Origin of the sequence: Terrabacter sp. NPDC080008, assembly GCF_040702505.1 — a bacterium.
In the GTDB taxonomy this organism is placed as follows: Bacteria; Actinomycetota; Actinomycetes; order Actinomycetales; family Dermatophilaceae; genus Terrabacter.
In genome coordinates this window covers 17158-44154 of sequence record NZ_JBFBLC010000002.1, presented here as the reverse complement: position 1 = coordinate 44154, position 26997 = coordinate 17158, and the positions used below count along the sequence as shown (strand labels likewise).

The window sequence follows — 26997 nt, the reverse complement described above, 5'->3', positions numbered from 1 at the left end:
GGTGAGCCACCTCCTGAGTGCCGCCGACCTCGCCCACGAGATCGAGGACGTCACCGTCCTCGACGTCCGCTGGGCCCTCACGACCGCGAACACGCCCGCGGGGCGCGAGGACTACGAGGCGGGGCACGTGCCCGGCGCGTTCTTCGTCGACCTCGACACCGAGCTCGCCGCCCCTGCCGGTGAGGGCGGCCGCCACCCGCTCCCCGACCCTGCAGTGGTCGAGGCTCTGGCCCGTCGCGCCGGCATCACCGAGCGCAGCCGCGTCGTCGTCTACGACGCCAAGGAGTCGTATGCCGCCGCGCGGGCCTGGTGGGTGCTGCGCTGGGCGGGTGTCCCGGACGTCCGCGTGCTCGACGGCGGGTATGCGGCGTGGGTGTCCGGGAGACTCCCGGTCTCCACCGAGGAGCCCGCCGACCGGCACGGGGACTTCGAGGTGCGCCCGGGGCAGCTGCCGACGCTCGATGCGGGCGGGGCGGCGGAGCTCGCCCGTGAGGGGCTGCTCCTCGATGCACGGGCCCCCGAGCGCTACGCCGGCGAGTCCGAGCCGGTCGACCCGGTGGCCGGCCACGTGCCGGGAGCCGTCAACGTCCCCACAGCGGCCTGGCTGTCCGAGGACGGAACGTTCCGCCGCGACCTCCGCGACCACTGGGAACGCCTGTCGGCGGGTCGCGACGTGGACGGCCGGCCGGTGGGGGTCTACTGCGGGTCCGGCGTGACCGCGGCGCACGAGATGCTCGCCCTCGCCGAGCTGGGGGTGGACACGGTCCTCTACCCCGGCTCGTGGAGCGAGTGGATCCGCGACCCTGCTCGTCCGGTCGCCACCGGACCCCAGCCCGGCTGACCGCCCAGCCGGACCGGCGGACCTGCACGAACCGCCCTTGCGCCGCCGCTCCGTGCGTGGACGCCGACCTCGTGGCGGTCCGCCGGGACGCCCCGGCCCCACGACGACGTATGCCGCCCGCCCGGGTGGGCGGACGGCATACGTCAGCGGTTGGCGCGCGAGCGCCTCAGCAGCCGACGAGGCGCTGCGCGAGGTAGCCCTCGACCTGGTCGAGCGCGATGCGCTCCTGCGCCATGGTGTCGCGCTCGCGGATCGTCACGGCGTGGTCCTCGAGCGTGTCGAAGTCGACGGTGATGCAGTACGGCGTGCCGATCTCGTCGTGGCGGCGGTAGCGCTTGCCGATGGCGCCGGCGTCGTCGAAGTCGATGTTCCAGTGACGGCGCAGCTGCGCGGCGAGGTCGCGCGCCTTGGGCGAGAGGTCGGCGTTGCGCGACAGCGGGAGCACCGCGGCTTTGACCGGCGCGAGACGCGGGTCCAGACGCAGCACGACGCGCTTGTCGACACCGCCCTTGGTGTTGGGCGCCTCGTCCTCGGAGTACGCGTCGACGAGGAAGGTCATGAGCGAGCGGGACAGGCCGGCTGCCGGCTCGATGACGTAGGGGGTGTACTTCTCCCCCGTCTGCTGGTCGAAGTAGACGAGCTCGGTGCCCGAGTGCTTGCTGTGCGTCGACAGGTCGAAGTCGGTGCGGTTGGCGATGCCCTCGAGCTCGCCCCACTCGGAGCCGGCGAAGTTGAAGCGGTACTCGATGTCGACGGTGCGCGTCGAGTAGTGCGACAGCTTCTCCTTGGCGTGCTCGTAGTGGCGCAGGTTGTCCGGGTTGATGCCGAGGTCGGTGTACCAGCGGGTGCGCTCGTCGATCCAGTACTGGTGCCATTCCTCGTCCTCACCCGGCTTGACGAAGAACTCCATCTCCATCTGCTCGAACTCGCGGGTGCGGAAGATGAAGTTGCCGGGCGTGATCTCGTTGCGGAAGCTCTTGCCGGTCTGGGCGATGCCGAACGGCGGCTTCCGGCGCGAGGCCTGCATGACGTTGAGGAAGTTGACGAAGATGCCCTGGGCCGTCTCGGGGCGCAGGTAGTGCAGGCCCGACTCGTCCTCGATGACGCCGAGGTAGGTCTTGAGCATCATGTTGAACTCGCGCGGCTCGGTCCACTGGCCCTTGGTGCCGCAGTCGGGGCACACGATCTCGCTCATCGGGATCGAGTCGGGGTCATCGATGCCCTTCTTCTCCGCGTACGCCTCCTGCAGGTGGTCCTGGCGGCGGCGCTTGTGGCAGTGCAGGCACTCGACGAGCGGGTCGGTGAAGGTGCCGACGTGGCCGGAGGCGACCCAGGTCTCGCGGGGCAGGATGATCGAGGAGTCGAGGCCGACGACGTCATCGCGGCTCGTGACCATGGCCTTCCACCACTGCCGACGGATGTTCTCCTTGAGCTCGACGCCGAGGGGGCCGTAGTCCCAGGCCGATCGCGTGCCTCCGTAGATGTCACCGCTCGGAAAGACGAAGCCCCTGCGCTTGCAGAGGCTGACGACGGTGTCCACGGTGGATGTCTGCTTGGCCATGCCGCACAGGCTATCGGGCGGGCGCCACTGCTTTGCCACGCGTCCGGGGTATGCCGTCGCGTCCCCTAGGCTCGTTCCGTGGCACTGAGCTTCCGTTCCCGTCTCGAGCACGCCTCCGCCCCCTTGGCCGAGCGCCTCAATGCCCTTCCCCGACTCGTCGGGCCGGCCGTCCTCGTCGTCCTGCTCCTGGTGGGCATCTTCGCGCCGCGGCCGTGGGGGGGCATCGCGTTCCTCGTCGTCGCCGCCTTCCTCGGATGGCTGCTCTTCCTCACCTGGCAGCGGCTGGCACTGCCCGAGCGGCTGATGCGCCTCGCGGTGCTGGTGCTCGCCCTGGCCGTGGCGATCGTCAGGCTCGTCCCGGCCGGCTGAGGGACCGGCGCCTCGCAGCGACCGCGAGAACGGTTTTGACAATCATTCTCACCTAGGCGGAGGATGGGCGCCATGCCCCCTCTCCGCGACCCATCGCGCCGGTCCGCAGCAGCGTCCCTGCTCGCCATTGCGGTCCTCGTGCTGACCGCGGCCTGCGGCACGACAGCCGGTGCCGGCTCCGGCTCGGCCGGCTCGGACCGTCCTGACCAGGCCGTCGTCACCTCGTTCTACCCGCTGCAGTTCGCGGTGGAGCAGATCACGGGCGGCGCCGTTCCCGTCACGGTCCTCACCAAGCCCGGCACCGAGCCGCACGATCTCGAGCTCGCCCCCCAGGACATCGCGACGATGAGCAAGGCCCGGCTCGTCGTCTACGCCGACGGCTTCCAGCCCGCGGTCGACGACGCCATCGCCGAGGTGCAACCGGGCTCCGTGCTCGACGTCGCCGACGCCGCACAGCTGAGCCTCACCCTGGCCGAGGAGTCCGGCCAGGCCGGCGAGAGCCCGCAGGAGCACGGCAACCACGACCACTCGGGCAACGACCCGCACTTCTGGCTCGACCCGCAGCGCTACGCGGCAGTCGTGAAGGTCATCGGCGCCCGACTGGCGAAGGACGACCCGGCCCACGCGGCGGCATACGACCGCAACACCGCCTCCCTCGTCACCAGGCTGACCGCCCTCGACGGGCAGTTCCGGACCGGGCTGGCCTCGTGCCGCTCGACGGTGCTGGTCACCAGCCATGCCGCCTTCGGCTACCTCGCGCAGCGCTACGGCCTGCAGCAGCACGGCATCTCCGGTGTCTCCCCCGACACCGAGCCGAGCGGCGCCGCGCTCAAGCAGATCGCCGACCTCGTGCGGAGCCGGGGCGTGACGACCATCTACCAGGAGACCCTCGTCGAGCCGCACCTCGCGCAGACGGTGGCCGGCACCACCGGCGCCACGGTCGCGACACTCGACCCGCTCGAGGGCATCACGTCCGCCTCCGCCGGGAAGGACTACTTCGAGGTCATGCACAGCAACCTCAAGGCGCTGCAGAAGGGGCTGGGGTGCTCATGAGCTCCGACGGTGTCAGGACCATCGACTCCCCCGCGGACGAGGTCGTCATCGAGCTGGACCACGCGGCCTTCGGCTACGGCGAGCGCGCCGTGCTGCGCGACGCGTCCCTGACCGTCCACCGCGGCGAGATCGTGGCGGTCGTCGGGCCCAATGGCTCCGGCAAGTCCACGTTGATGAAGGGCATCCTCGGCCTCAACGAGCAGGTCTCCGGCAGCGTGCGGCTCTTCGGCGTGGCCGGAGAGGACCTGCACGAGCGGGCTCGCCTCGGCTACGTGCCGCAGCGCCACACCCTGTCGGCCTCGGTGCGGGCGACGGCCGAGGAGATCGTCTCGACAGGCCGGCTCCCCCGCATCGGGTGGCTCGGACGGCTGCGTGCCACCGACCGGCAGCTGGTCGCGCGCTCGCTCGACGTCGTAGGGCTGGCCGACCGGGCCGCCACCGAGGTCAGCACCCTCTCGGGCGGGCAGCAGCGCCGGGTGCTCATCGCCCGCGCGCTCGCGGGCCAGCCGGACGTGCTCATCATGGACGAGCCCACCGCCGGCGTCGACGCGGCGAACCAGCACGTCCTCGCCGACGTCCTCGACCGCCTCGTTCAGCGGGGCGTCACGATGCTCATCGTCACCCACGAGCTCGGCGCCCTCGAGCGCCTCCTGACGCGGATCGTCGTCGTCGACACCGGTCGCATCACCTTCGACGGCACCCCGCGGGAGTATGCCGCCGCGCGCGACCGCGTCCACCACGACCACGACAGCCACCACCACGACAGCGAGCTGGACGCGTACGCCGTGGTGACCCGCGGCCCGCTCGACGCCGACCACACCGACCACCACCGGGAGGCCCGACCGTGATCGAGATGCTCACCGTCGACTTCATGCAGCGGGCCCTCATCGCAGCCCTCCTCGTGGGCACCGTCGCGCCCATGGTCGGCATCTTCCTCGTGCAGCGGCGGCTGTCGCTCATCGGCGACGGCATGGGTCACGTGGCCCTCGCAGGTGTGGCGATCGGGCTCGTCACCGGTTCGGCGCCGGTGCTCACGGCCCTCGCGGCGGCCGTCGTCGCAGCGATCGTCATCGAGCTGCTCCGGGCCAAGGGACGCACCAACGGCGACGTGGCGCTGGCCGTCATCTTCTACGGCGGCATCGCCGCCGGCGTCGTCATCATCAGCAAGTCGCCCGACGGCACGCCGGCGAACCTCATGAAATACCTCTTCGGCTCGATCCTGACGACGCAGCGCGGCGACCTCTACGTCTTCGCCGGCCTGGCGCTCGTCATCGCCGTGACGACGTGGGCCCTGCGGCCGCGGCTCTTCGCGGTCGCCAACGACGAGGAGTACGCCCGCGCCGTGGGGCTGCCGGTGCTCCCCCTCAACCTCGTGCTGGCCGTCCTGACGGCGACCACCGTGGTCGTCGCGATGCGCGTCGTCGGGTTGCTGCTCATCAGCGCCCTCATGATCGTGCCGAACGCCGCCGGCCAGCTCGTCGCCCGCTCCTTCAGCGGCGGCCTTCGGTGGGCGATCGCGATCGGCCTCGTCTCGTCGGTCGGAGGCGTCGCTCTCTCCTACCCGCTCAACACCCCGTCCGGCGGCACCATCGTGCTGCTCGCCGTCGCGCTGTTCGTCGTCATGGCCGTCGTCACCGGCGTCGCGGCCCGGGCACGCGGCAGGCAGCACGCCGTCGCCGAGACCCACGCCCACGAGCACGGCATCGAGTGCGGACACCCTGCGGTGACCCACGGCGACCACGTCGACTACCTCCACGACGGCCACCTTCATGCCGCGCACGAGGGCCACTACGACGAGCACGGGGACCACGACCACCCGTCGCCGGCGCCGGCCGAGCAATCCGGTACCCCTGGAGGCGAAGCGGCCGCAGCCTCCTCTTCCACGTCGACAGGAACGACACGATGACCGGCACGAACAGCCCCAAGGTCGCCGCCCTCTCACGCAAGCCGACCCGGCAGCAGGCTGCCGTGGCCGAGCTGCTCGAACGCTCCGACGACTTCACCTCGGCCCAGACGGTGCATGCACGGCTGCGCGAGGCCGGTGCCGGCGTGGGGCTCGCCACCGTCTACCGCACGCTGCAGTCGATGGTCGAGGCCGGCACGGTGGACGTGCTGCGCACCGACGACGGCGAGGCCGTCTATCGCGCCTGCTCAACGCATCACCACCACCACCTGGTGTGCCGCAGCTGCGGTCGCACCGTCGAGGTGGAGGGGCCCGCGGTGGAACGGTGGGCCGGCAAGGTGGCGAGCGAGCACGGCTTCATCGGCGTCACCCACACCCTGGAGATCTTCGGCACCTGCGCCGACTGCGCCGCCTCCTGACCCGATGGCTCACCGAACGCCGCGTTCGGTTTCGAAAGCCGTGTTCCAACAGCGCGTTCGAGACCGAACGCGGCGTTCGGTCTGTGGGGAGGCGGGTCAGCGGGGCACGGGGGTCCCGGGGGTCAGGAAGTCGAGGTCGGGGTGTCGACGGCTCCGCCGTAGCGGCGGTCCCGGGCGACGTACTCCTCGATCGCAGCCCACAGGTCGCGCCGGTCGTAGTCGGGCCACAGCCGGTTCTGGAAGACCATCTCCGCATACGCCGACTGCCACAGCAGGAAGTTGCTCGTGCGCTGCTCGCCGGAGCTGCGGACGAAGAGGTCGACGTCCGGCATCGTCGGCTCGTCGAGGTAGCGCTTGATCGTCTTCTCGTCGACCGACCCGGGGCGCAGCCGGCCGTCCTTGACGTCGTGGGCGATCCGCTGCACCGCGTCGGCGATCTCGGCGCGGCCTCCGTAGTTGACGCAGAAGTAGAGCGTGAGACCGGTGTTGTGCTGCGTCAGCTCCTGGGCGATCTCGAGCTCCTTGATCACCGACCGCCACAGCCGGGGTGCCCGCCCGACCCACCGCATACGCACGCCCCACTCGTGCAGCTGGTCGCGCCGGCGGCGGATGACGTCACGGTTGAAGCCCATGAGGAAGCGCACCTCCTCCGGCGAGCGCCGCCAGTTCTCGGTGGAGAACGCGTACGCCGACAGGTGCGTCACGCCCACCTCGATAGCGCCGGCGACGACGTCGAGCAGCGAGGCCTCCCCCGCCTCATGCCCCTTCGTGCGCGGCAGGCCGCGTGCGTTGGCCCAGCGGCCGTTGCCGTCCATCACGATCGCCACATGCTTGGGCAGCAGGTTGCCCGGGATCTGGGGCGCGGTGGCGCCGGACGGGTGCGGGAAGGGCTTGGCGTACACGGCTCTCCGGTCGGTCGGGGTCGGGATCGACTGCAGCGAAAGTGGGCTCGGCGACACTACTCAGGCACGCTCGACGAGGCGCAGCGACCGCAGCCCTCGCTCGATGTGCCACTGCAGGAAGGCGGAGACGAGGCCGTTGCCCTGTCGCCGGCAGCGCTCGTCGCTGGCGTCGGCGACGTCCCAGTCGCCGGTCAGCAGGGACGCGAGGAGGGTGAAGGTCTCGGGAGCGGGGGCGCTCGAGCCGGGCGGACGGCATACGGAGCAGACGGCGCCGCCGGCCTGCACGTTGAACGCCCGGTGGGGACCCGGCGCGCCGCACCTCGCGCAGTCGACGAAGCTCGGGGCCCAGCCGGCGACAGCCAGCGAGCGCAGCAGGTAGGCGTCGAGGACGAGCCCCGGGTCGTGGGCGCGCTCGGCGAGCGAGCGCAGGGCACCGGCGAGCAGGAGGTACTGCTGCGTCTGCGGCTCGTGCTCCTCGGTGAGCTGCAGGGCGGTCTCGAGCATCGAGGTGGCGCACGTGTAGGCGGTGTAGTCGCGGGCGATCGCGTCGCCGTAGGGGGCGAGGGTCTCGACCTGCGTCACGGTGTCGAGGTTGCGTCCCTCGTAGCACTGCACGTCGACCACCATGCCGGGCTCGAGGCGCGAACCGAACCGCGACTTCGTGCGGCGTACGCCCTTGGCGACCGCGCGCACGCGACCGCGGGTACGCGTGAGCATCGTGATGATGCGGTCGGCCTCGCCCAGCTTGTGGGTGCGCAGGACGATCGCCTCGTCACGGTAGAGGGGCATGGCCCCATTCTCCACCGTCGCCTCGCGCGGGCGGCACCGCACGCGCCGTCGCGGGCCGAGCGCACGACATCTGGCCAACTCGAGTCGAACACCCGTTCGACACGTTGGGGTATCGTGGACGGCATGGACCTCTCTCTCCAGGGTTCGCTGCTCGACCTGACCGACGCGATGACGCTGCGGGAGGTCGGCACGGGCCTGACCCGCCACCGGCTGACGCGCGGGGCGTGGGTCGACGTGCGGCCCGGCTGGCTCGCTGCCGGCGACGAGCTGTTCACCACCTTGCTCCACGAGGTGCCGTGGCACGCCGAGCGACGCCAGATGTACGACTCGGTCGTCGACGTCCCGCGGCTCACCAAGTTCTACGCGGCCGACGAGCCGCTGCCGCACCCGATCCTCGTCGAGGCCCGCGACGCCCTGAGCCGCCACTACGCGCCCGAGCTCGGTGAGCCGTTCGTCACCGCCGGGCTCTGCCTCTACCGCGACGGGCACGACAGCGTCGCCTGGCACGGCGACCGCATCGGACGCTCGCGCGACACCGACACGATGGTCGCGATCCTCTCGCTCGGCTCGCCGCGCACCCTCACCCTGCGACCCCGCGACGGCGGTGGCATCCCCGGCACCACCCAAAAGAGCTTGCGCTACCCGCTCGGGCATGGTGATCTCGTCGTGATGGGCGGCTCGTGCCAGCGGACGTGGGACCATGCGGTCCCCAAGACGTCCGAGCCGATGGGCCCGCGCATCTCCGTCCAGTTCCGTGTCGCCGGCGTCCGCTGAAGGAGCCCTCCGTATGCCGTCAAGCCGCTCAGGTGGCCCCCTGCCCTTCCTCGACCACCTGGCGGCGGACTCCGCCCGGTTCCGCGAGGCGCTGGCCTCGGCCCCGAGCAGCGCGCGCGTGCCGACGTGCCCCGACTGGGACGCCGACGACCTGCTGTGGCACCTCGCGGAGGTGCAGTGGTTCTGGGGCGAGATCGCCGAGCGCGGCGTCACCGACCCCGCCGACCTCGACGCCCTGAACGCCTCACGCGAGGAGCGACCCGCCGACCGCGCGGGCCTGCTCGCCTTCTTCGACCGCTCGAGCGAGCGGCTGCACCGGACGCTGGCCGGGCTCTCGCCCGAGACGCCCCTGTGGATGTGGGCCGACGACAAGACGGCCGGCTACATCCGGCGACGACAGGCGCACGAGGCACTCATCCACCGGCTCGACGCCGAGCTCACCGTCGGGGAACGCACCCCGATCGACTGCCGGCTCGCGGCCGACGGCGTCGACGAGGTGCTCCGCATCATGCGCGGCTACGAGCCCGAGCCGGGCCTGACCCACGTCCCGAGCGCCGCGCCGGTCACCCTCGTCACCGTGGACGCCATGCACTCCTGGAGCCTGACGCCGGTGCGCGTGACGGGCACCTATGAAGGTCGCGCCATCGACCTGCAACGATTCCTCGTCACCGACGGCCCGGACGACCGGGCGGCCGCCGAGATCTGCGGGTCGGCCGCCGACCTCGACTGCTGGCTGTGGAACCGTCCCGCCGAGGGCGAGATCACCCGTGAGGGAGACGTTGCAGCGCTCGCCGCCGTCGACGCGGTCCTCAGCGACTCGATCGACTGAGCCCCGACCGCCCGGGCCGACGCAGGCGCGGGAGCGCCCCGTGGGCCATGGCCGCCAGCGCCACGACGACCGGCACGAACGCGAACAGGTAGCGGGAACGGCCCTCGAGGACGATGGTGAACGCGGCGATGCCGAGGACCGTGAGCGCCAGCAGGAGGGTCTCCCGGCGGTAGGGAGCGCGCAGCAGCCCGAGGCCCGCCACGAGCAGGACCGCGAGCCACACCGCCTGCGTGACGTCGGCGCGAGTTGCATATGACGAACCGTGGAACCCGTTGAGCGAGTGCACGACTCCCGTCAAGCCGGTGGCCGAGGCGAGCGTCCCGGGCAGTGAGTCCGGCCCTTCGCCCCAGGCCCAGAACATGCCGTCGCCCCAGTTCCACGCGGCCTTGCTCGCGTAGAAGGCAAGCATCCCGCCCGGTCCACGCTCGGCCCAGCGGTCACCGAGGAAGCGGGCGGCATACGCCCTCATCTCCTCCTGGGTGCGCCCGGAGATGGCTTCGACCATCTCGCGCGAGTAGGCGCCGTAGTTGACGACCCCATCCGAGGTCCGTTGCTCACCGGCACCGTGGGCCACCCACCAGAGCAACGGCGGGGACGCCGACGTGTCGATGCGCGTCGTGTCGACGCCGCTCGCCGAGGTCGCCGCCGCCGAGAGCCCGAGGCCGAGGCCGACGAAGAGGACGGCCGAAACCGCACATGCGGCAACGACGGCGGCCCGTCGGCGGCCGGCGACGTCGTGGTCGAAGACCGCCACGACGGCCGTCAGCACAGCGGCGATCGCGATGACCACGGGGGTCGTCTTGATCGCGTAGGCCACCGACACCGACAGGATCGCGAGCACCCACAGCAGGACGCGCCGCGAGAGCCGTCCCGGCGCCAAGGCCCTGGCTGCCAGAGCAACGGCCCCGACGACGAACGGCATCGCATAGAAGTCGGTGTACGGCACGGCGAGCCAAGGACTGGTGCCGACGAGCACGAGCGTCACGAGCTGCGCGGCGAGGGACGGCCCACGGCCGGCGACGCGCACGACGAGGAGGTGGACGGCATACAGCGTCACGGCGACGCAGATCCCGTTGAGGGTGATGAGGATCGCGTCGGGAGCCAGCGAGAAGCGTTGTCCCACAGCGGCGCCCACGCGGTCGATGGCGAGCAGCGGCAGGTTGTTGGGGTAGAGCGAGAGGTAGTCGTAGTCGGCCGTGCCGAGCGGTCGGCCGGCCTGGAGACTCCGGGCCATCTCGATGACGACTCGGGCGTCCCAGCCGTAGTGGTAGCGGGTCATCAGTCCGACGAACGTCGCCACGACCCCGCCCCCGAGGGCGACGACCGGGGGCACCCAGCGGCCTCGCAGCCAACCCGGGAGCCGGATGACCATGGCCAGCAGCACCAGGGCCACGGTGACGGGGACGACCACCTGCCACCGGTGCGCGACATTGACCGGGCGCGGTGCGACCAGGCCTGCGAGCGCCACCGCGAGGAGCGAGACCCCGGCCAGTCGAAGCAGAACTCGACCGACCGGGGACTCCATGGCGCCAGACGCTACCCCACCGGGGCAGCCCTGCTGTCAGGCGGCGGAACGGGCGTCCCGCTCGGCCCGGTTGACGGCCGAGACGATGGCCTTGATCGAGGCGGTGACGATCGAGGAGTCGACGCCGACCCCCCAGAGCACCCGGTCGCCGACGGCGCACTCGACGTACGCCGCGGCACGCGCGTCGCCACCTGCCGACAGGGCGTGCTCGGCGTAGTCGAGGACGCGCACGTCGGGCGTGCCCTCGATCGTGGAGAGGGCGTCGACGAAGGCGGCGATCGGACCGTTGCCGGTGCCGTTCACCGTCACCGGCTCGCCACCGTCGGTGACGGTCGCCTCCATCGTGCTCGCACCGTCGACCGTGGAGTCGGTGACGACGTTGACCAGCTCGAAGCGTCCCCACGGGCTGGCCGGGTTCGGGAGGTACTCGTCCTGGAACCTGCCCCACAGCTCGGCGGGTGCGACCTCGCCACCGTCCTGGTCGACGCCGCGCTGGACGACGCCGGAGAACTCGATCTGCAGCCGGCGCGGCAGGTCCATCTGGTGCTCGGTCTTCATGATGTACGCGACGCCGCCCTTGCCGGACTGGCTGTTGACGCGCACGACCGCCTCGTAGGACCGGCCGAGGTCGTGCGGGTCGATCGGGAGGTAGGGCACGCCCCAGACGAGGTCGTCGACGCTCGTACCCTTCTCCTTCGCCTCGGCTGCCATCGCCTCGAAGCCCTTCTTGATGGCGTCCTGGTGCGAGCCGGAGAAGGCGGTGAAGACGAGGTCGCCGCCATAGGGGTGGCGCTCGTTCACCGGCAGCTGGTTGCAGTACTCGACCGTGCGGCGCACCTCGTCGATGTCGCTGAAGTCGATCTGAGGGTCGACGCCCTGGCTGAAGAGGTTCATCCCGAGGGTGACGAGGCAGACGTTCCCGGTGCGCTCGCCGTTGCCGAACAGGCACCCCTCGATGCGGTCGGCGCCGGCGAGGTAGCCCAGCTCGGCCGCCGCCACGCCGGTGCCCCGGTCGTTGTGCGGGTGCAGGCTGACCACGACGGACTCGCGCCGGTCGAGGTGGCGGATCATCCACTCGATCGAGTCGGCGTAGACGTTGGGAGTCGCCATCTCGACGGTCGCGGGCAGGTTGACGATCATCTTGTGGTCGGGGCTCGGGTCGATGACGTCGATGACCGCGTTGCAGATCCGCATGGCGAAGTCGAGCTCGGTGCCGGTGTAGGACTCCGGCGAGTACTCGTAGTAGACCTGCGTGTCGGGGATGGTCTCCTCGAGCTTCTTGCACAGGCGCGCGCCCTGGACGGCGATGTCGATGATGCCGTCCTGGTCGAGGCCGAAGACGACCCTGCGCTGCAGCGCCGACGTCGAGTTGTAGAAGTGGACGATCGCCTGCTTGCTGCCGCGGATCGCGTCGTAGGTGCGCTCGATGAGGTGGTCGCGGCACTGCGTCAGCACCTGGATCGTCACGTCGTCCGGGATGTGGCCGCCCTCGATGAGCTCCCGGCAGAAGTCGTAGTCGGTCTGGCTCGCCGACGGGAAGCCGACCTCGATCTCCTTGTAGCCCATCTTCACGAGCAGCTGGAACATGCGCAGCTTGCGCTCGGAGTTCATCGGGTCGATGAGCGCCTGGTTGCCGTCTCGCAGGTCCACTGCGCACCAGCGCGGGGCCTGCTCGATCCGCTTCGTCGGCCACGTGCGGTCGGGCAGCTCGAACGGGATCTGCTCGTGGAAGGGGACGTACTTCTGGAACGGCATGCCCGACGTCTGCTGGGGGTGGATCATCACTGCACTCTCTTCGTCTGCGTCTCGCTCGGTGTCCGGCCGGACACGGGAAACTCCGCGACGAGGAGGGCCGGGATCAGGCCTCGTCGCGGCGAAGAAGCAGGAGGCTCACCGCAAGCACCCCGCCACCGTATGCCGGTCGCTCCCTCCGCGTCCACCGCTCGGGACCGCCGGCCCGGATGGTGAGACCGTTTCGTCCCGGAGGGCGCGGCTCAGAAGCCCAGGCGCTGCAGCTGCTTGGGGTCGCGCTGCCAGTCCTTGGCGACCTTGACGTGCAGGTCCAGGAAGACCTTCTGCCCGAGCAGCGCCTCGATGCCCTTGCGGGCGTTGGTGCCGACCTCGCGCAGCCGGGAGCCGCCGCGACCGATGACGATGGCCTTCTGGCTCGGGCGCTCGACGAAGACGTTGACGCGCACGTCGAGAAGCGGCCTGTCCTCGGGCCGGCCCTCGCGCGGCACCATCTCCTCGACGACGACGGCCAGGGAGTGGGGCAGCTCGTCGCGCACGCCCTCGAGGGCGGCCTCGCGGACCAGCTCGGCGATCATCACCATCTCGGGCTCGTCGGTGAGCACGCCGTCGGGATAGAGCTGCGGAGAACGCGGCAGGAACGAGGCCAGCACGTCACGGACCTCCTCGACCTGGCTGCCGGAGACCGCGGAGCACGGGATGATCGCGTCCCACTCCCCCAGCTGGTCGATGGCGATGAGGTGCTCGGCGAGACGCTCTCGGTCGACGGCGTCGGCCTTGGTCGCGATGGCGACGACCGGGCGACGACGCACCGAGCGCAGCTCCTTGAGCTCGTTCGCGATGAACGTGTCGCCGGGGCCGATGCGCTGGTCGGCAGGCAGGCAGAAGCCGACGACGTCCACCTCGAGGAGCGTCTCGCGGACGAGGTCGTTGAGCCGCTCCCCGAGCAGGGTGCGCGGCTTGTGCAGACCGGGGGTGTCCACGAGGATCACCTGCGCCGTCGGCGTCGTGGCGACACCGCGGATCGTGTGGCGCGTCGTCTGCGGCTTCGACGAGGTGATGGCGACCTTCTGCCCGACGAGGGCGTTCGTCAGGGTCGACTTGCCGGCGTTGGGCCGCCCCACGAGGCAGGCGAACCCGGCACGGTAGTCCTCCGAACGGCCGGGCAGCATGCCGGCGTCCGGGCCCTGCGTCGGCTCAGCGTCCTGCGTGCCCATGGGCGTCCTCCGTCTTGGTGTGCACCTCGGTCTGCGCGGCGTCGTCGTCGGGCACCGGCGCCCGGTGCACGATGACCGACGCGACCCGGTGGCGGCGTCCGGCCATCCGCTCGGCCGTCAGCTCCAGACCAGCGACCGTACCGGACGACCCGACGATCGGCACGCGTCCGATGACCTTGGTCAGCAGGCCCCCGACGGTGTCGACGTCCTCCTCCTCGATGGTGACGTCGAAGAGCTCGGCGAGGTCGTCGATGTCCATCGAGGCCGGGACGCGCAGGGTGCCGTCCTCGAGCTGCTCGACTCCCGGCGCCTCCCGGTCGTGCTCGTCGGAGATCTCGCCGACGATCTCCTCGATGATGTCCTCGATGGTGATGAGCCCCGCGGTGCCGCCGTACTCGTCGACGACGATGGCGAAGTGGCTCTGCTCGAGCTGCATCTCGCGCAGCAGGTCGTCGACGGGCTTGCTCTCGGGCACGAAGTGCATGGGCCGCATGACCTCGGTCGCCGGGTGCCGCGCGTCCTCCGGGGCCGCGTTGAGGCGGCGGGCGACGTCCTTGAAGTAGAGCAGGCCGCGCACGTCGTCGCTGTCCTCGCCGATGACCGGGATGCGCGAGAACCCCGAGCGCAGGAAGAGCGACATGGCGCTGCGCAGGCTCTTGTCGGCGTCGATCGTCACCATGTCGGTGCGCGGCACCATGACGGCCCGAGCCACGGTGTCGCCCAGCTCGAAGACCGAGTGGATCATCTCCCGCTCGTCGGCCTCGATGACGTCGGAGTCGCCGGCCATGTCGAGCAGGTCGCGCAGCTCCGACTCGGTCTGGAAGGGCCCGTCGGTGTAGCCCTTGCCCGGCGTGACGGCGTTGCCGAGGACGACGAGCAGCTTGGCCAGGGGGCCGAGCACGCGGCGCAGCCCGACGGCGAAGGGTGCGCTCCACAGCGCCACCGTGTCGTAGTTCTGCCGGCCGAGCGTGCGCGGGGACACCCCGACGACGACGAAGGAGACCACCGCCATGATCGCGATGCTCGTCAGGGCCCGACTCCACGTCGAGTCCAGCCGCGCCGACACCGCCAGGGTCACGAGGACCGCCGCGGTGGCCTCGGCCACGACACGCAGGAAGGCGATGACCGACAGGTAGGCCGGGGAGTCGCCGACCACCGTCACGAGGGACTTGGCCCCGGAGCGACCTTCGTCGAAGAGCTCCTGGGCCCGCACGCGGGACATCCTGAAGATGGCGGCCTCGGCGGCCGACAGCAGGAACGCCACGACGATGCTGATCAGGGCCGGGAGGGCGAACTGCGGGAGCATCTCGTTCTCTCGAGTCGGGGCCGGCGCTCAGGCGCTGGGGCGGTTGCGCGTGGCGAGGAAGGTCAGCAGGAGCTGGCGTTGCAGCTCGAACATCTCGCGTTCCTCGTCCGGCTCGGCGTGGTCGTAGCCGAGCAGGTGCAGGATGCCGTGCGTCGTCAGCAGCAGCATCTCCTCCATCGGGGCGTGACCCGCCTCGGCGGCCTGCTTCGTGGCGACGGACGGGCACAGCACGATGTCACCGAGCGTGCCCTCCTCCGGCTCCTGGCCCTCGCGGCCGGGCCGCAGCTCGTCCATCGGGAAGCTCATGACGTCGGTCGGGCCGGGCAGGTCCATCCACTGCACGTGGAGGACCTCCATGGCGTCCTCGTCGACGAGCTTGATGCACAGGTCGGCCTGCGGGTGCACCCGCATCTGCTCCATGACGTAGGCCGCGCACGAGAGCAGCTCGAGCTCGTCGACGTCGTGGTCGGTCTCGTTGAGGACGTCGATGCTCACGCCGGGTCCTCCTGCGCCACCGAGGGCGCCACCGGGGGCGTGGAGGAGGGCGTATGCCGTGTGGCGCGCCGGGCGCCCGCGGCGGCGCCGTGCCCCGCGCGGCCCGACTGCTCGCCGTCCGCTGCCCGACGGGCGGCCCGCTTGCGCTCGCGCGCGTCGGTGCGGTCGTAGGCGTCGACGATCGCGCTCACCAGCCGGTGGCGTACGACGTCGTGGGAGGTCAGCTCGGCGAAGTGGATGTCGTCGACGTCGCCGAGGATGTCGCGCACGATGCGCAGACCGGAGCGCGTGCCGCCGGGCAGGTCGACCTGGGTGATGTCGCCGGTGACGACCATCTTGGAGCCGAAGCCGAGGCGGGTCAGGAACATCTTCATCTGCTCGCTCGAGGTGTTCTGGGCCTCGTCGAGGATGATGAACGCGTCGTTGAGCGAGCGGCCGCGCATGTACGCCAGTGGTGCCACCTCGATGGTGCCGGAGGCCATGAGCTTGGGGATCGTCTCGGGCGAGACCATGTCGTGCAGCGCGTCGTAGAGCGGGCGCAGGTAGGGGTCGATCTTGTCGTTGAGCGTGCCGGGCAGGAAGCCGAGCCGCTCCCCCGCCTCGACGGCGGGGCGGGTCAGGATGATGCGGTTGACCTGTTTGGCCTGCAGCGCCGCGACGGCCTTGGCCATGGCGAGGTAGGTCTTGCCCGTGCCCGCGGGTCCGATGCCGAAGACGATGGTGTGCTGGTCGATGGCGTCGACGTAGCGCTTCTGGTTGAGCGTCTTGGGCCGGATCGTGCGCCCGCGGTTGCTGACGATGTTCATCGTCAGCACGTCGGCGGGGCGCTCGAGCGTCTGGTTGCGCAGCATCGAGATCGAGCGCTCGACCGCGTCACGGTTGAGCGGCTGGCCGGTCTCGACGATGACGAGCAGCTCGTCGAGGAGGCTGTCGATGATCTCGAGCTCACCGGCCGGACCGGTGAAGGTCATCTCGTTGCCGCGCACATGCGTGTCGACCAGCGGGAACTGCCGCTCCATGGTGCGCAGCAGCTCGTCGCGCGGGCCGAGCAGCGTCACCATCTCGATCGGCGGCGGGATCTCCCGCGTCAGCACCGGGACGCCGTTCCCGCGGTCCCCGTCCGAGCCGCGGGGGCTGCGGGCCGTGCGGGCGCCGTCGGGGCGGGCAGCGGTGTCGCTGTCGAGGTGGCCGTCGGACTCGGAGGGTCGTGGCTGCGCGTCATTCATCGTGGTCACGAGTCTACGTGTCGCGGCTCGCGCTCCTCACCACGAAATCGGCCAGGTCTGCGCTCTGCCGCAGGCGCGAGGGCTCGTGGACGTACATCATGTGCCCTGCCTCGTAGTACACGTGCTCGACGTTCGCGAGGCGGTCTACGGGCAGCTGCAAGTGGGCGACGACGTCCTCGGCCGCGAAGTGGGGCGTCGCCCCGTCGTAGTAGCCGTAGGCGATGTGCACCAGCAGGTGCGGGTTCTGCCGCATGGCGCGCTCCAGCTTCGGTGACACGTCGACCGGCCGTCCCTCGAAGTCCTTGAACGACCAGGGGTGCACGAGCCGTGAGATCTGCTCGTAGTGCAGGTCGCTGCGGTAGCCGAGCTCGTCGCGCACGTAGTGGTTCCACGCGGCGGCGTACGGGCCCGTGATCGCGTCGTGCGAGGGGTCGGCGTCCATGTTCTCCGCGATGGCGGCGGCGGCCGGTCCCGTGAACCGGGCGTCGAGGCGCCCGACCGACAGCCGCTGGTCGCGCAGCAGCTCGGTGAAGAAGCGCCAGTGCTCGATGCGCAGGTCGGCGCGGTCGACGTAGTCCTCGGTCAGACCCGACAGGCGCGCCAGCGTCGAGACCGCCTCGGCGCGCTCCACGGGCGTGAGCCGGTTGCCGCGCGAGAGCACCCACGGGTAGTCGCGGGCGGCATACGCCTCCGCCTCGTCGAGCACGTCCCTCAGCGAGCGTCCGGCATGCTTGCCGTGGTAGTGGGCCACGGCGGCATACGTCGGCAGGTAGAGGGCGTGGGCGCGGTCGTTGCGCTGGTTCTCGAAGTCGACGGAGCCCAGGTCGAGGACGCTGCTGATCAGGATGAGGCCATTGAGGTACATCCCGTAGCGGCTCTGCAGGTGCTCGGCGAGGGCCGCCCCGCGGAGGGTGCCGTAGGACTCGCCGGCGACGAGCTTCGGAGACATCCACCGGCCGTGGCGCGAGGTCCACAGGCGGATGAGCTCGGCGACCGACTCGATGTCCTTCTGGTAGCCGTGGTACTCCCCCGGCTTGCCGCCCTCGACGGCTCGGGAGTAGCCGGTCGACATCGGGTCGATGAAGACGAGGTCGCTGACGGTCAGGAGTGACTCGGGGTTGTCGACGAGGTCGTAGGGCGGCGGCTGGAGCGCCCCGACGTCACCGCTGACCACCCGGCGTGGGCCGAGCAGGCCGAGGTGCAGCCAGACGCTGGAGCTGCCGGGGCCGCCGTTGAAGGCGAAGGTCACCGGGCGGGTGCGTGGGTCGGCGTCGTCGAGGACGTAGCTCGTCAGGGAGAGCTCCGCGCGCGCCTTGTGGCCGCCGAACGTGCCGTCCTTGTGCTCCTCCTCGCGCAGCACGACGCGCCCCGTGGTGGCGGTGTAGCGCAGGGTGCGGCCGCCGGCCTCGAGCGTGTGCTGGGTGGTGACGAGGTCGTCGACCGGCTCGGCGGCCCTGGCGGTGGTCGCGGTGGTCGAGCCGCCCTCGGGGCGCTCGGCATCGTGGGCGGCGTCGCCAGCGGCGTCGTGGGCGGTGTCGTCGGAGCCGGGCGTGGTCACACCATCCCCCGCTCGGTGAAGGTGGTGCCACCGAGGACGTGGACGTGTGCGTGGAAGATCGTCTGGCCCGCGCCGCTGCCGGTGTTGACGATCATCCGGTGCGCGTCGGCCACGCCCTCCTGCTCGGCTACCTGCGCCGCCAGTCGGAAGACGTCGGTCAGGTCCTCACCCGAGGCGGCGGCGAGCGCGCCGACGGTCGGCTCGTGGCGCCGCGGCACGACGAGCACGTGGACGGGCGCGGCCGGGCTGATGTCGCGGAAGGCGATGGACCGCTCGCTCTCGGCGACGCGTTCGGAGGGGATCTCACCGGCGACGATCTTGCAGAAGAGGCAGTCACTGGGGGTCTGCGAGGTCATGACCGCACCCTAGGACCCCGACGCCGACGGGCGCGTCAACCTGCACGTGCAGCTGCGCGTCTACCGTCCGTGAGAGCGTTGGGTATGCCGGTCGGTGAGCTCGGAGCCTCCCGACCCACCGGGTCCGGGGAGTCTCCCGCCGCCGTCCCGGCTGCCCTGCCCGCCGATCCGGACCTCGCCGTGACCGAGCTCTACCGCGCGCACTGGCACCGGTTGGTGCGCCTGGCGTGGCTGCTGCTGCGCGACCAGCTCGCCGCCGAGGACGTCGTCCAGGACGCGTTCGTGGCGACCCACCGCAGCTGGTCCGCCATCCGTGAGGGCGGACGGGTCGTGGGATATCTGCAGGCGGCGGTGGTGAACGGCTGTCGCTCGGTGCAGCGCCACCAGGTGGTGGTGGACCGGCAGAACGTGCGCGAGGCCGCGGCTGCGGACGTCCCCGGGCGTGGGAGCCACGGGAGCGCCGAGGTCGAGGCGCTGCGCTCGGCCGACCGTGCCCTCGTCGTCACGGCCCTGCACGACCTGCCGGTCCGCCAGCGCGAGGTCGTGGTCCTGCGCTACTACGCGGGCCTGTCCGAGCCCCAGATCGCAGCGGCCCTCGAGATCTCACCCGGGGCCGTGAAGACCCACGCCCACCGCGCCCTCACCACCCTGCGCCGCACCATCGAGCCCCTGGAGCTGTCATGAACACAGACGCCACCGGGCCCGCGCCGCGTCCCGGCGAGGACCACGGGGAGCCGCCCACCACCGCCGGAGCACCCGGGCCTCGCGGGGACCACCCCCCGCTCGGGTCCACCGAGGCGCGCCTGCGCCGGGCACTGCACGAGGAGGCCCGGTCGATGGCTCCCACCGAACGACTCGACGCGATCCTCACCGAAGCGCGCGGAACCCGCGCCTCAACGGCCTTCACCGCGCGTGGACGCGGCGGCGACACCGCGAGGCCGACCCGCTCCCGTCGCCTGATGCTGCCGGCCGCGGCAGCCGCCGCTGCGCTGCTCGTCGCGGGCACCCTGTGGGCGCTCAACCGGCCACCGGCCCAGGCGCCGCCGGTCGCGGCGACCTCCCCCACCGCCACCTCCGTCGCGCCGACGGCGCCGGGCACACCCTCGGGCGCTTCCTCCGGTGCACCTTCGAGCATCCCCACCACCTCGGCCGAGGGGCTCTCCCCCTCCCCGACGGCGGCCCCGACGAGCGCCCCCGGGCAAGCGACAGTGCGCACGACCGTGCCGGTCTACTACGTCGGTCCGGTCGTGGCGGGGAGCCCGCAGCTGCGGCTCTTCCGCGAGTTCGCGCCTGCCTCTTTCCCCTCACCGAGCACGGGCGACAACACGGCCCTCGCGGCGCTCCGCCTGGCGATGGGCCCGGCACCGGCCGGCTCCTCCTACCGCTCCGCCTGGGTCGGCATCACGCCGCAGTCGGTCGCGGTCTCCGCCGACGGCATCACCGTGCGGCTGTCGGGAGGCACCGCCAGCACCCAGCAGCTGGCGATCGAGCAGCTGGTCTGGACGGTGCAGGCCGCGCTCGGCAAGTCGCTGCCGGTCCGGTTCCAGCTCGCCGACGGCGGCAGCCAGGTCTCCCCCGGTCACCCGGTGACCGCGTCCTACACGCGCCCGAGCGACCCGATGGCCGTCCTCGACCAGGTCGCGCCGATCTGGGTCGACGAGCCGGCCCGCGGCGCGGTCGTCAGCGCGGGCAAGCCCGTGACCGTCAAGGGCGTCGCCAGCACCTTCGAGGCCACCGTGCTGTGGGAGCTGTTCCGGAACGGCAGGCGCGTCGACGGCGGGGTGACCACCGCGGCCCAGTCGGCCCCGGCACGCGCCGCCTACACGTTCACCACCAAGCCGGTGCCTGCGGGCACCTATGTGCTGCGCGTCTACGAGAGCAGCGCCGAGGACGCGAGCACCGTGGCCGAGCAACGCGTGCCGCTCACCGCCCGCTGACCCACCCGCCGTCGTCTCGCGGTTCGAGGTGATCGCGGCAGCCGCAGGTGCCCGATATCACCTCGAACCGGGGCGCCGGCTGGGCGAAGGCCTGCGCATGCCGCCCCGCAGGGGCACGCTCAGCGCCAGCGGGCGCGCGCGCTGAGGACCGCGAGCGCCGCCGGGCCGGCGGAGGAGGCGCGCAGGATCGTCGAGCCCAGTCGAACCGGCCGGGCACCCGCTGCCGCCAGCGCGTCGAGCTCGCGCGCGGTGATGCCGCCCTCCGGCCCGACGACGAGGAGGACGTCGCCGTCGGTCGGCAGCTCCATGGGCGCGAGCGGCTCGGTGGCGTCCTCGTGGAGCACCAAGGCCAGACTCGCGCTCTTGACCCGCGCGACGAGGCCGTCGATCCCCACGACGGAGGCGGTGGCCGGCATACGGGCTCGGCGGGACTGCTTGGTCGCCCGGGCCACGACGGCCGCCCACTTGGCCTGCGACTTCGCCGCCCGCTCGCCGCGCCAGACCACGACGGAGCGCTCGGCCTGCCACGGCACGACCTCGTCGACGCCGAGCTCGGTCGCCGCCTCGATCGCCTGCTCGTCGCGGTCACCCTTGGCGAGGGCCTGGACGAGCACGAACCGCGGCGCGGGCGCCGGCTCGTCGACCACGTCGAGCACCCGGCCGCACACGCGGGTGCGGTCGACCTCGGTGGCCTCGACGAGCACCCGCCGGCCGGCGCCGTCGGCCACGAAGCAGCGCTCACCGGGGCGCAGCCGCACCACCGTGGCCGCGTGCCGGCCCTCGTCGCCCTCGAGCACGAGCGTCGCGCCGACGACGGCCGCGGCCACCGCCGAGGGCTCGCCGAGGAAGAGCTGGTGCGTCACCGCGGGCCCACCGGAGGGCTCACTTGTCCTTGAAGGCGTCGCGCAGCTTGCCGAACAGGCCCTTGTTGGCCGGCGTGAGCCGGCCCTGGGGGCTGTCCTCGCCGCGCAGCGCGGCGAACTGGCGCAGCAGCTCCTCCTGCTCCTCGGTCAGGCGCGTCGGCGTCTGCACCGTGGCGTGCACGAGCAGGTCGCCTCGGCCGCCGTGGCGCAGGTGGGTGACACCGAGGCCGCGCAGGGTCAGCACGTCGCCGCTCTGGGTGCCCGGCTTGATCTCGAGGTCCTGCATGCCGTCGAACGTGGACAGCTTGAAGCTCGTGCCCAGCGCGGCCGCCGCCATCGGCAGCTCGACGCTGCAGTGCAGGTCGTCACCGCGGCGGGTGTACGTCTCGTGGTTGAGGACGCGGATCTCGACGTAGAGGTCGGCGTTGGGGCCGTTGCCCGGGCCGACCTCGCCCTCGCCCGTCAGCTGGATGCGGGTGCCGGTGTCGACGCCCGCGGGCACCTTGAGCTTGAGGCTGCGGCGGGTGCGCACGCGCCCGTCACCGGAGCAGTCGTGGCACGGGTCGGTGAGCGTGGACCCGAATCCCTGGCAGTTGACGCACGGCCGCGAGGTCATGACCTGGCCGAGGAAGCTGCGCTGGATCTGCTGCACCTCGCCGCTGCCGTGGCAGATCGGGCAGGTCTGGCGCCCGGTGCCCGGCTCGGCACCGTCGCCGCCGCACCGGGTGCAGCCGACCGCGGTGTCGAGCGTCAGCTCCTCCTCGGAGCCGAAGACCGCCTTGGCGAGGTCGATGTCGAGGCGTACGAGGGCGTCCTGGCCGCGCTGCACGCGCGAGCGGGGGCCGCGTGAGCCGGCCGTGGCACCGGCGCCGAAGAAGGCGTCCATGACGTCGCTGAACGAGAAGCCCTGGCCGGCCCCGAAGCCCGCGCCGCCGCCCGTCGCGAACGGGTCGGCGCCCATGTCGAAGGACTGGCGCTTCTGCGGGTCGGAGAGCACGTCGTAGGCCTGCGACACCCGCTTGAACTCCTCCTCGGCCTCGGGGCCGGGGTTGACGTCGGGGTGCAGCTTGCGGGCCAGCCGACGGTAGGCCTTCTTGATCTCCTCCTGGCTCGCGTCGCGCGAGACCCCGAGGACGGCGTAGTAGTCGTTCAAGCTGGTTCCTTCGATACGTGGTGCTTCTGGTTCCGGCGCCGTGGGCACCGGCGGACTGGCCGAGGTCGGTGCTTCGGGTCAGGTGGCCTGGTTCTCGTCGAGGATCTCCGAGACGTAGCGCGCCACGGCCCGCACGGAGGCCATCGTCGTCGGATAGTCCATCCGGGTCGGGCCGAGGACTCCGAGGCTCGCGACCCGCTCGCTGCCCGAGCCGTACCCCACGGAGACGAGCGAGGTGGTCTGCAGGCCAGAGACGGGGTTCTCGGAGCCGATGCGGACCGAGACGAGGTCGGGGTCATCGCCCAGCTGCCCGAGCAGGCGCAGCAGGGTGACGTGCTCCTCGAGCGCCTCGAGGATGGGTCCGATGGTGCGCGGGAAGTCGGCGACCGAGCGGGCGAGGTTGGCCTGCCCCGCCAGCACGACGCGCTCCTCGCGCTCCTCGACGAGTGCGTCGCCGAGGGCCGAGACGACCGCCTGCAGCGCCGCCCGGTCATCGTCGGCTCCGGCGCTGCCGTCCGGCTCGTCGACGAGCCGCCGCAGACGCGTCGCCGCCACGGTGAACGGCACGCCGGCCGCGACCTCGTTGACCCGGGTGCGCATCGACGCGACGAGAGCCTCGCCCTCAGCGCCGACGAGGACGCGACCGGTGTCGACGACGCGCTGCTCCACCCGCCCGGTGTTGACGATGAGCACGACCATGAGGTGGGTCGAGCCGAGCGGCACGAGCTCGACGTGCCGGACCGTGGAGCGGCTGAGCGACGGGTACTGCACCACGGCGACCTGGCGGGTGAGGCTGGCGAGGAGGCGCACGGTGCGGTCGACGACGTCGTCGAGGTCGACGGCGCCCTGCAGGAACTGGCTGATCGCCCGGCGCTCACCCGGTCCCAGCGGCTTGATGGCGCTCAGCCGGTCGACGAAGACGCGGTAGCCGGCGTCCGTGGGCACTCGCCCGGCCGACGTGTGCGGCGCGTGGATGAGGCCCTCCTCCTCGAGCAGGGCCATGTCGTTGCGCACGGTGGCGGCGCTGACGCCGAGGTGGTGGCGCTCGACGAGCGCCTTGCTCCCGACGGGTTCGGAGGTCTGGACGTAGTCCTGCACGATGGCGCGCAGCACCATCAGCCGGCGGTCCTCGCTCATCGCAACCCTCCCTCGCTGGTCTCGCACGTGCTGGGCGGCGCTCTGGCAGCGTGCTGGCACTCTCGATTGACGAGTGCCAAGTCTACGTCGTCGCGGCCGGATCTCCGATTCCGGCCAAGTAATGCCGCCACCCAGTCGGCGCCCGCGTGGCGGCTGCCGACGACCCGGCCCGACGGCATACCCTCGCTTCCCGTGTCCCCCATCGACCGTTACGGATCAGACGTGCTCAGCGGCGACTGGCGTGCCCCGCGCCGCGGTCGCTCGACCCCGGTGGCCGCGGAGCCGGACCTCGTCGTCGAGGAGGTGGAGACGGGCTGGGTGGGCGCCGTCGTCCGTGTCGAGAAGGCGGGTGGCATGCACGTCGTCCACCTCGAGGACCGGCAGGGACGGACCCGAGCGTTCCCCCTGGGCCCCGGCTTCCTCGTCGACGGCGCACCCGTCACGCTGACACCGCCCACCGCCGCGGCCGGGGCGGCGCTCGCAGCGGCTCGCAAGGCCGCCTCGCGGACCGCGAGCGGCTCGGTCGCCGTCGAGGGGGCGCGGGCCCGCGTCGCGAGCGGGTCGCGGATCTACGTCGAGGGGCGTCACGACGCCGAGCTCGTCGAGAAGGTGTGGGGTGATGACCTGCGGGTCGAGGGCGTGGTCGTCGAGCTCATGGACGGCGTCGACGACCTCGCCGGCATCATCGCCGACTTCCACCCCGGCCCCGGCCGGCGGATGGGCGTGCTCGTCGACCACCTGCTGCCGGGCACCAAGGAAGCGCGGATCGTCGAGCAGGCGCGAGCCCTGCCGGGCCTGAGCCAGCACGTGCGGATCCTCGGCCACCCCTACGTCGACGTGTGGCAGTCGGTGCGCCCCGAGCGCCTCGGCTGGCAGCAGTGGCCCGTCATCCCCCGCGGCACGTCGTGGAAGCACGGCATCTGCGCCGAGCTCGGCTGGGCCCACGCCACCCAGGCCGACATCGCGAACGCGTGGAAGCGGATCCTCGGCACGGTGCGCACCTACGCCGACCTGGAGCCCACGCTGCTGGCCAGCGTCGAGGAGCTCATCGACTTCGTCACCGAACCCGGCGCCTAAGCGGACGCCGCCGGTGAGCTGAGGTGCCAGCAGGTGGCGTCGCACGACGCCACCTGCTGACCCTCCTGCACCCCCACGCACCGCCGCGCCCGTGCCTTCACGGACCGGCGGCCGCCACTACTGCGCCAGGTAGCCCTGCACGTCGGCGACCACCTGCGTGCCCTGCTGGGCGTAGATGTCGACGTAGCCGTCGCTGCTCGGCCGCACGAACGCCGTGTTGGCGATCGTCTGGCCGGCGAGGTAGTTGAGGTTCGACGTCGTGGGCCGCGCGGTGTACGAGGGGTATGCCGTGAGGAACCCGTTGCTCTCCGGCGCGGTCACCGTCAGGGTGAGGACCACCGCCTTGACGCCGGTGGCCGGCACGCCGCCGCGGCCGGTGACCTTGAGGCGGATCACGCTGCTCGGGTCGACCGCGCCGCGCGAGCCGACGCCCGTGCCGTCACGGGTGTCGAGCAGGCGCGACGGCGTGAGGCCGAGGTAGTCGGCGGGCGAGGGGTACCAGCCCACGACGTCCGCGACGACGTCGGTGCTCGAGGAGGCCATGATGCTGACCTTGCCGCCCGCTCCGACCTTGGCCACCACGAGCCCGGACAGCGCGGTGCCGGCGTCGTAGTTGAGCGAGGACGAGTTCGGCCGGCTGGCACCGGCCGGCCAGGCGGCGAGCCACCCTGGCCCCGACGGGGACGCGGCGGTGAGGTTGATCAGGACCGAGTCGACCCCGGAGGACGGCACGACAGAGGTCCCGGTCACCTGCAGGTCGACGCGGCCGCCGGAGGGCAGTCGCCCGCCGGTCGTGCCGAGCCCCGAGCGGGTGTCGAGCAGGCGCGTCGGCGTCGTGGTCCTGAGGTTGCCGAACGAGGGGTACCAGCCGACGACGTCGACGAGCACGTGGGTCGCCTGGCTCACCCTGACGCGGATGCGCCCGTCCTGGCCGACGCCGACGACGGCCTGGTTGGCCAGGGTGTCTCCCCGACCGAAGTTGACGGTCGACGACGCCGCCGGCGAGGTGCCCGACGGGTAGGCCAGCAGCCAGCCGGCCTTGCTCGCGTTGACGGCGGTGACGTTGACGACCACGGCGCCCAGGGCGGTCTTGGGCAGGCCGGCCTTCCCGGTCACGAGGATGCTCGTGTCGCTCCCTGCCGCCAGCGGTCCGCTTGCGCCGAGGCCGGAGCGGGTGTCGACGATGCGCGTCGGCGCTACCGGCTTGTAGGTGGGGTAGTCGGCCGGCTGGGCCACCTTGGGGCCGACGTCCTTGAAGTGGATGAAGCCGGCCGGCCAGTAGCCGCCGGAGCGGCTCACCGTGCGCCACCGGAACTCGCCGCCCCAGTTGTCCTCGGAGATCTGGATCTGGTCGGGCGAGATGACCTTCTCGACGTACGCGACGTGGCCGGTGCTCGAGAAGGACTGGCCGAACCATGCGACCGAGCCGACGGCCGGGGCGTCGTCCATCTTGTTCGCGAAGGCCAGTCCCCAGTTGTAGGCGTTGCCCGAGAGCCCGGCCGGCCGCACGTTCGGCATGCCGTTCTGAACGAGGCGGTAGGCGACGTAGTTGGTGCAGTTGTGGCCCGTCGACTGGCTCCACCACGAGCTGCTCGCCTTCGCGGCGTAGCCGCCGTCGGTGTAGCCGGCGTTCGTGCAGGCGGTGTAGCTCGTGCCGTGGCACAGCACCGTCCACTCGTAGGAGCGCGCCGGGCCGGCGAGACCGACCGTCGAGACCAGGACGGCCAGGGCCGTGACCAGCAGGGCGAGGCGTCGGCGGACGCGCGTTGAGCGCGCGGCCAGCGCGCTGCCGACCCGGGGGAAGGTGGCCAAAGGCATGTCGGTCTCCAGAAGTTGCGTGTGGGGTGCACCCGCAATCTAGGACATACAGGCCAAGGCGTCCCTGCTTTCCCAAAAATCACACGCGACACGCCAGACGACTTCCACCGCTTCGGCCACGTCGTGTGCTAGTTACACCG

Annotated in this window: 26 protein-coding genes; 11 read left to right on the top strand and 15 right to left on the bottom strand. The window is 71.7% G+C overall.

Features of this window, described 5'->3' with window-relative positions:
* Position 1: 1 nt before the first annotated feature.
* Positions 2 to 841, top strand: a complete 840-nt coding sequence (locus AB0316_RS06045) for a sulfurtransferase (RefSeq protein ID WP_366271392.1) — start codon at positions 2 to 4, stop codon at positions 839 to 841.
* A gap of 166 nt (positions 842 to 1007) precedes the next feature.
* Here the strand turns inward: AB0316_RS06045 and AB0316_RS06040 are convergent, their stop codons facing one another.
* Positions 1008 to 2402 carry a glycine--tRNA ligase gene (locus tag AB0316_RS06040; protein ID WP_366271391.1) on the bottom strand — a complete coding sequence of 465 codons (1395 nt, stop codon included), beginning with the start codon at positions 2400 to 2402 and terminating at the stop codon, positions 1008 to 1010.
* Between the two features lie 78 nt (positions 2403 to 2480).
* On the opposite strand from AB0316_RS06040, the gene AB0316_RS06035 reads away from it, so the two are divergent.
* The 5 genes from AB0316_RS06035 (at position 2481) to AB0316_RS06015 (ending at position 6146) form a co-directional block, all read left to right on the top strand.
* Positions 2481 to 2771: a DUF6703 family protein gene (locus AB0316_RS06035; RefSeq protein ID WP_366271389.1), complete on the top strand. Its 291-nt coding sequence runs from the start codon at positions 2481 to 2483 to the stop codon at positions 2769 to 2771.
* 72 nt (positions 2772 to 2843) lie between these two features.
* Positions 2844 to 3824: a metal ABC transporter substrate-binding protein gene (locus AB0316_RS06030; protein WP_366271387.1), complete on the top strand. Its 981-nt coding sequence runs from the start codon at positions 2844 to 2846 to the stop codon at positions 3822 to 3824.
* Positions 3821 to 4672: a metal ABC transporter ATP-binding protein gene (locus AB0316_RS06025; protein ID WP_366271385.1), complete on the top strand. Its 852-nt coding sequence runs from the start codon at positions 3821 to 3823 to the stop codon at positions 4670 to 4672. Before AB0316_RS06030 ends, AB0316_RS06025 begins: the two co-directional genes overlap by 4 nt.
* Positions 4669 to 5730 carry a metal ABC transporter permease gene (locus AB0316_RS06020; RefSeq protein WP_366271383.1) on the top strand — a complete coding sequence of 354 codons (1062 nt, stop codon included), beginning with the start codon at positions 4669 to 4671 and terminating at the stop codon, positions 5728 to 5730. The genes AB0316_RS06025 and AB0316_RS06020 overlap by 4 nt, the downstream gene beginning before the upstream one ends.
* Positions 5727 to 6146 carry a Fur family transcriptional regulator gene (locus tag AB0316_RS06015; protein ID WP_366271382.1) on the top strand — a complete coding sequence of 140 codons (420 nt, stop codon included), beginning with the start codon at positions 5727 to 5729 and terminating at the stop codon, positions 6144 to 6146. The genes AB0316_RS06020 and AB0316_RS06015 overlap by 4 nt, the downstream gene beginning before the upstream one ends.
* Before the next feature lie 122 nt (positions 6147 to 6268).
* On the opposite strand, the gene AB0316_RS06010 is transcribed toward AB0316_RS06015, so the two are convergent.
* Together AB0316_RS06010 and recO are read right to left on the bottom strand one after the other, a co-directional pair.
* Positions 6269 to 7048 (bottom strand): isoprenyl transferase, encoded by a 780-nt coding sequence (locus tag AB0316_RS06010; protein ID WP_366271380.1) that lies wholly within the window; start codon positions 7046 to 7048, stop codon positions 6269 to 6271.
* 60 nt (positions 7049 to 7108) lie between these two features.
* Positions 7109 to 7837, bottom strand: a complete 729-nt coding sequence (gene recO, locus AB0316_RS06005; protein ID WP_366271378.1) for a DNA repair protein RecO — start codon at positions 7835 to 7837, stop codon at positions 7109 to 7111.
* Positions 7838 to 7960: 123 nt separating this feature from the next.
* Here recO and AB0316_RS06000 point away from each other — a divergent pair, with 123 nt between their 5' ends.
* Together AB0316_RS06000 and AB0316_RS05995 are read left to right on the top strand one after the other, a co-directional pair.
* On the top strand, positions 7961 to 8611 hold the full coding sequence (locus AB0316_RS06000) for an alpha-ketoglutarate-dependent dioxygenase AlkB (RefSeq protein WP_366271375.1): 651 nt from the start codon (positions 7961 to 7963) through the stop codon (positions 8609 to 8611).
* A gap of 13 nt (positions 8612 to 8624) precedes the next feature.
* Positions 8625 to 9440 (top strand): maleylpyruvate isomerase family mycothiol-dependent enzyme, encoded by an 816-nt coding sequence (locus AB0316_RS05995; protein ID WP_366271374.1) that lies wholly within the window; start codon positions 8625 to 8627, stop codon positions 9438 to 9440.
* On the opposite strand, the gene AB0316_RS05990 is transcribed toward AB0316_RS05995, so the two are convergent.
* The 8 genes from AB0316_RS05990 to AB0316_RS05955 all read right to left on the bottom strand — a co-directional run bounded on the left by AB0316_RS05990 (position 9421) and on the right by AB0316_RS05955 (position 18872).
* Positions 9421 to 10965: a hypothetical protein gene (locus tag AB0316_RS05990; RefSeq protein ID WP_366271372.1), complete on the bottom strand. Its 1545-nt coding sequence runs from the start codon at positions 10963 to 10965 to the stop codon at positions 9421 to 9423. The genes AB0316_RS05995 and AB0316_RS05990 overlap by 20 nt on opposite strands.
* Before the next feature lie 36 nt (positions 10966 to 11001).
* Positions 11002 to 12747, bottom strand: a complete 1746-nt coding sequence (gene leuA, locus AB0316_RS05985) for a 2-isopropylmalate synthase (RefSeq protein ID WP_366271370.1) — start codon at positions 12745 to 12747, stop codon at positions 11002 to 11004.
* A gap of 212 nt (positions 12748 to 12959) precedes the next feature.
* Positions 12960 to 13886 carry a GTPase Era gene (gene era / locus AB0316_RS05980; protein WP_366272797.1) on the bottom strand — a complete coding sequence of 309 codons (927 nt, stop codon included), beginning with the start codon at positions 13884 to 13886 and terminating at the stop codon, positions 12960 to 12962.
* Between the two features lie 25 nt (positions 13887 to 13911).
* Positions 13912 to 15237, bottom strand: coding sequence for a hemolysin family protein (locus AB0316_RS05975; protein ID WP_366271369.1), 1326 nt, complete (start codon positions 15235 to 15237; stop codon positions 13912 to 13914).
* A gap of 27 nt (positions 15238 to 15264) precedes the next feature.
* On the bottom strand, positions 15265 to 15732 hold the full coding sequence (gene ybeY, locus AB0316_RS05970) for an rRNA maturation RNase YbeY (protein WP_366271367.1): 468 nt from the start codon (positions 15730 to 15732) through the stop codon (positions 15265 to 15267).
* A complete protein-coding gene (locus tag AB0316_RS05965; protein WP_366272795.1) occupies positions 15729 to 16793 on the bottom strand; it encodes a PhoH family protein in 1065 nt (354 codons plus the stop codon). Before AB0316_RS05965 ends, ybeY begins: the two co-directional genes overlap by 4 nt.
* A 178-nt stretch (positions 16794 to 16971) precedes the next feature.
* Positions 16972 to 18516: a peptidase S10 gene (locus AB0316_RS05960; protein WP_366271366.1), complete on the bottom strand. Its 1545-nt coding sequence runs from the start codon at positions 18514 to 18516 to the stop codon at positions 16972 to 16974.
* Positions 18513 to 18872, bottom strand: a complete 360-nt coding sequence (locus AB0316_RS05955) for a histidine triad nucleotide-binding protein (protein ID WP_366271364.1) — start codon at positions 18870 to 18872, stop codon at positions 18513 to 18515. Before AB0316_RS05955 ends, AB0316_RS05960 begins: the two co-directional genes overlap by 4 nt.
* An 84-nt stretch (positions 18873 to 18956) precedes the next feature.
* Between AB0316_RS05955 and AB0316_RS05950 the strand changes: the two genes are divergently transcribed.
* Both AB0316_RS05950 and AB0316_RS05945 read left to right on the top strand, forming a co-directional pair.
* A complete protein-coding gene (locus AB0316_RS05950; protein WP_366271362.1) occupies positions 18957 to 19556 on the top strand; it encodes a SigE family RNA polymerase sigma factor in 600 nt (199 codons plus the stop codon).
* Positions 19553 to 20809: a Gmad2 immunoglobulin-like domain-containing protein gene (locus tag AB0316_RS05945; protein WP_366271360.1), complete on the top strand. Its 1257-nt coding sequence runs from the start codon at positions 19553 to 19555 to the stop codon at positions 20807 to 20809. Before AB0316_RS05950 ends, AB0316_RS05945 begins: the two co-directional genes overlap by 4 nt.
* A 119-nt stretch (positions 20810 to 20928) precedes the next feature.
* Here AB0316_RS05945 and AB0316_RS05940 read toward each other — a convergent pair whose 3' ends face one another.
* The 3 genes from AB0316_RS05940 to hrcA all read right to left on the bottom strand — a co-directional run bounded on the left by AB0316_RS05940 (position 20929) and on the right by hrcA (position 23962).
* Entirely contained in the window at positions 20929 to 21672 is a 744-nt protein-coding gene (locus AB0316_RS05940) for a 16S rRNA (uracil(1498)-N(3))-methyltransferase (protein ID WP_366271358.1), read from the bottom strand.
* A gap of 19 nt (positions 21673 to 21691) precedes the next feature.
* Positions 21692 to 22825: a molecular chaperone DnaJ gene (dnaJ, locus tag AB0316_RS05935; RefSeq protein ID WP_366271356.1), complete on the bottom strand. Its 1134-nt coding sequence runs from the start codon at positions 22823 to 22825 to the stop codon at positions 21692 to 21694.
* 78 nt (positions 22826 to 22903) lie between these two features.
* Complete coding sequence (gene hrcA / locus AB0316_RS05930) at positions 22904 to 23962, bottom strand: heat-inducible transcriptional repressor HrcA (RefSeq protein WP_366271354.1); 1059 nt, start codon at positions 23960 to 23962, stop codon at positions 22904 to 22906.
* A 192-nt stretch (positions 23963 to 24154) separates the two neighbouring features.
* Between hrcA and AB0316_RS05925 the strand changes: the two genes are divergently transcribed.
* Positions 24155 to 25039, top strand: a complete 885-nt coding sequence (locus AB0316_RS05925) for a DUF3097 domain-containing protein (protein WP_366271352.1) — start codon at positions 24155 to 24157, stop codon at positions 25037 to 25039.
* A gap of 117 nt (positions 25040 to 25156) precedes the next feature.
* On the opposite strand, the gene AB0316_RS05920 is transcribed toward AB0316_RS05925, so the two are convergent.
* Positions 25157 to 26857 (bottom strand): CHAP domain-containing protein, encoded by a 1701-nt coding sequence (locus AB0316_RS05920; protein WP_366271350.1) that lies wholly within the window; start codon positions 26855 to 26857, stop codon positions 25157 to 25159.
* Positions 26858 to 26997 lie beyond the last annotated feature (140 nt).

Coding starts and splice junctions, on each gene's coding strand:
- hrcA (WP_366271354.1), bottom strand. CDS start 23,962: ATGAGCGAGGACCGCCGGCTGATGGTGCTGCGCGCCATCGTGCAGGAC.
- leuA (WP_366271370.1), bottom strand. CDS start 12,747: ATGATCCACCCCCAGCAGACGTCGGGCATGCCGTTCCAGAAGTACGTC.
- recO (WP_366271378.1), bottom strand. CDS start 7,837: ATGCCCCTCTACCGTGACGAGGCGATCGTCCTGCGCACCCACAAGCTG.
- AB0316_RS05945 (WP_366271360.1), top strand. CDS start 19,553: ATGAACACAGACGCCACCGGGCCCGCGCCGCGTCCCGGCGAGGACCAC.
- AB0316_RS05955 (WP_366271364.1), bottom strand. CDS start 18,872: ATGACCTCGCAGACCCCCAGTGACTGCCTCTTCTGCAAGATCGTCGCC.
- AB0316_RS05975 (WP_366271369.1), bottom strand. CDS start 15,237: ATGCTCCCGCAGTTCGCCCTCCCGGCCCTGATCAGCATCGTCGTGGCG.
- AB0316_RS05965 (WP_366272795.1), bottom strand. CDS start 16,793: ATGGTGACGCTGCTCGGCCCGCGCGACGAGCTGCTGCGCACCATGGAG.
- AB0316_RS06040 (WP_366271391.1), bottom strand. CDS start 2,402: ATGGCCAAGCAGACATCCACCGTGGACACCGTCGTCAGCCTCTGCAAG.
- AB0316_RS06015 (WP_366271382.1), top strand. CDS start 5,727: ATGACCGGCACGAACAGCCCCAAGGTCGCCGCCCTCTCACGCAAGCCG.
- AB0316_RS05950 (WP_366271362.1), top strand. CDS start 18,957: ATGCCGGTCGGTGAGCTCGGAGCCTCCCGACCCACCGGGTCCGGGGAG.
- AB0316_RS06000 (WP_366271375.1), top strand. CDS start 7,961: ATGGACCTCTCTCTCCAGGGTTCGCTGCTCGACCTGACCGACGCGATG.
- AB0316_RS05920 (WP_366271350.1), bottom strand. CDS start 26,857: ATGCCTTTGGCCACCTTCCCCCGGGTCGGCAGCGCGCTGGCCGCGCGC.
- AB0316_RS05990 (WP_366271372.1), bottom strand. CDS start 10,965: ATGGAGTCCCCGGTCGGTCGAGTTCTGCTTCGACTGGCCGGGGTCTCG.
- AB0316_RS06030 (WP_366271387.1), top strand. CDS start 2,844: ATGCCCCCTCTCCGCGACCCATCGCGCCGGTCCGCAGCAGCGTCCCTG.
- AB0316_RS05995 (WP_366271374.1), top strand. CDS start 8,625: ATGCCGTCAAGCCGCTCAGGTGGCCCCCTGCCCTTCCTCGACCACCTG.
- AB0316_RS06025 (WP_366271385.1), top strand. CDS start 3,821: ATGAGCTCCGACGGTGTCAGGACCATCGACTCCCCCGCGGACGAGGTC.
- era (WP_366272797.1), bottom strand. CDS start 13,886: ATGCTGCCCGGCCGTTCGGAGGACTACCGTGCCGGGTTCGCCTGCCTC.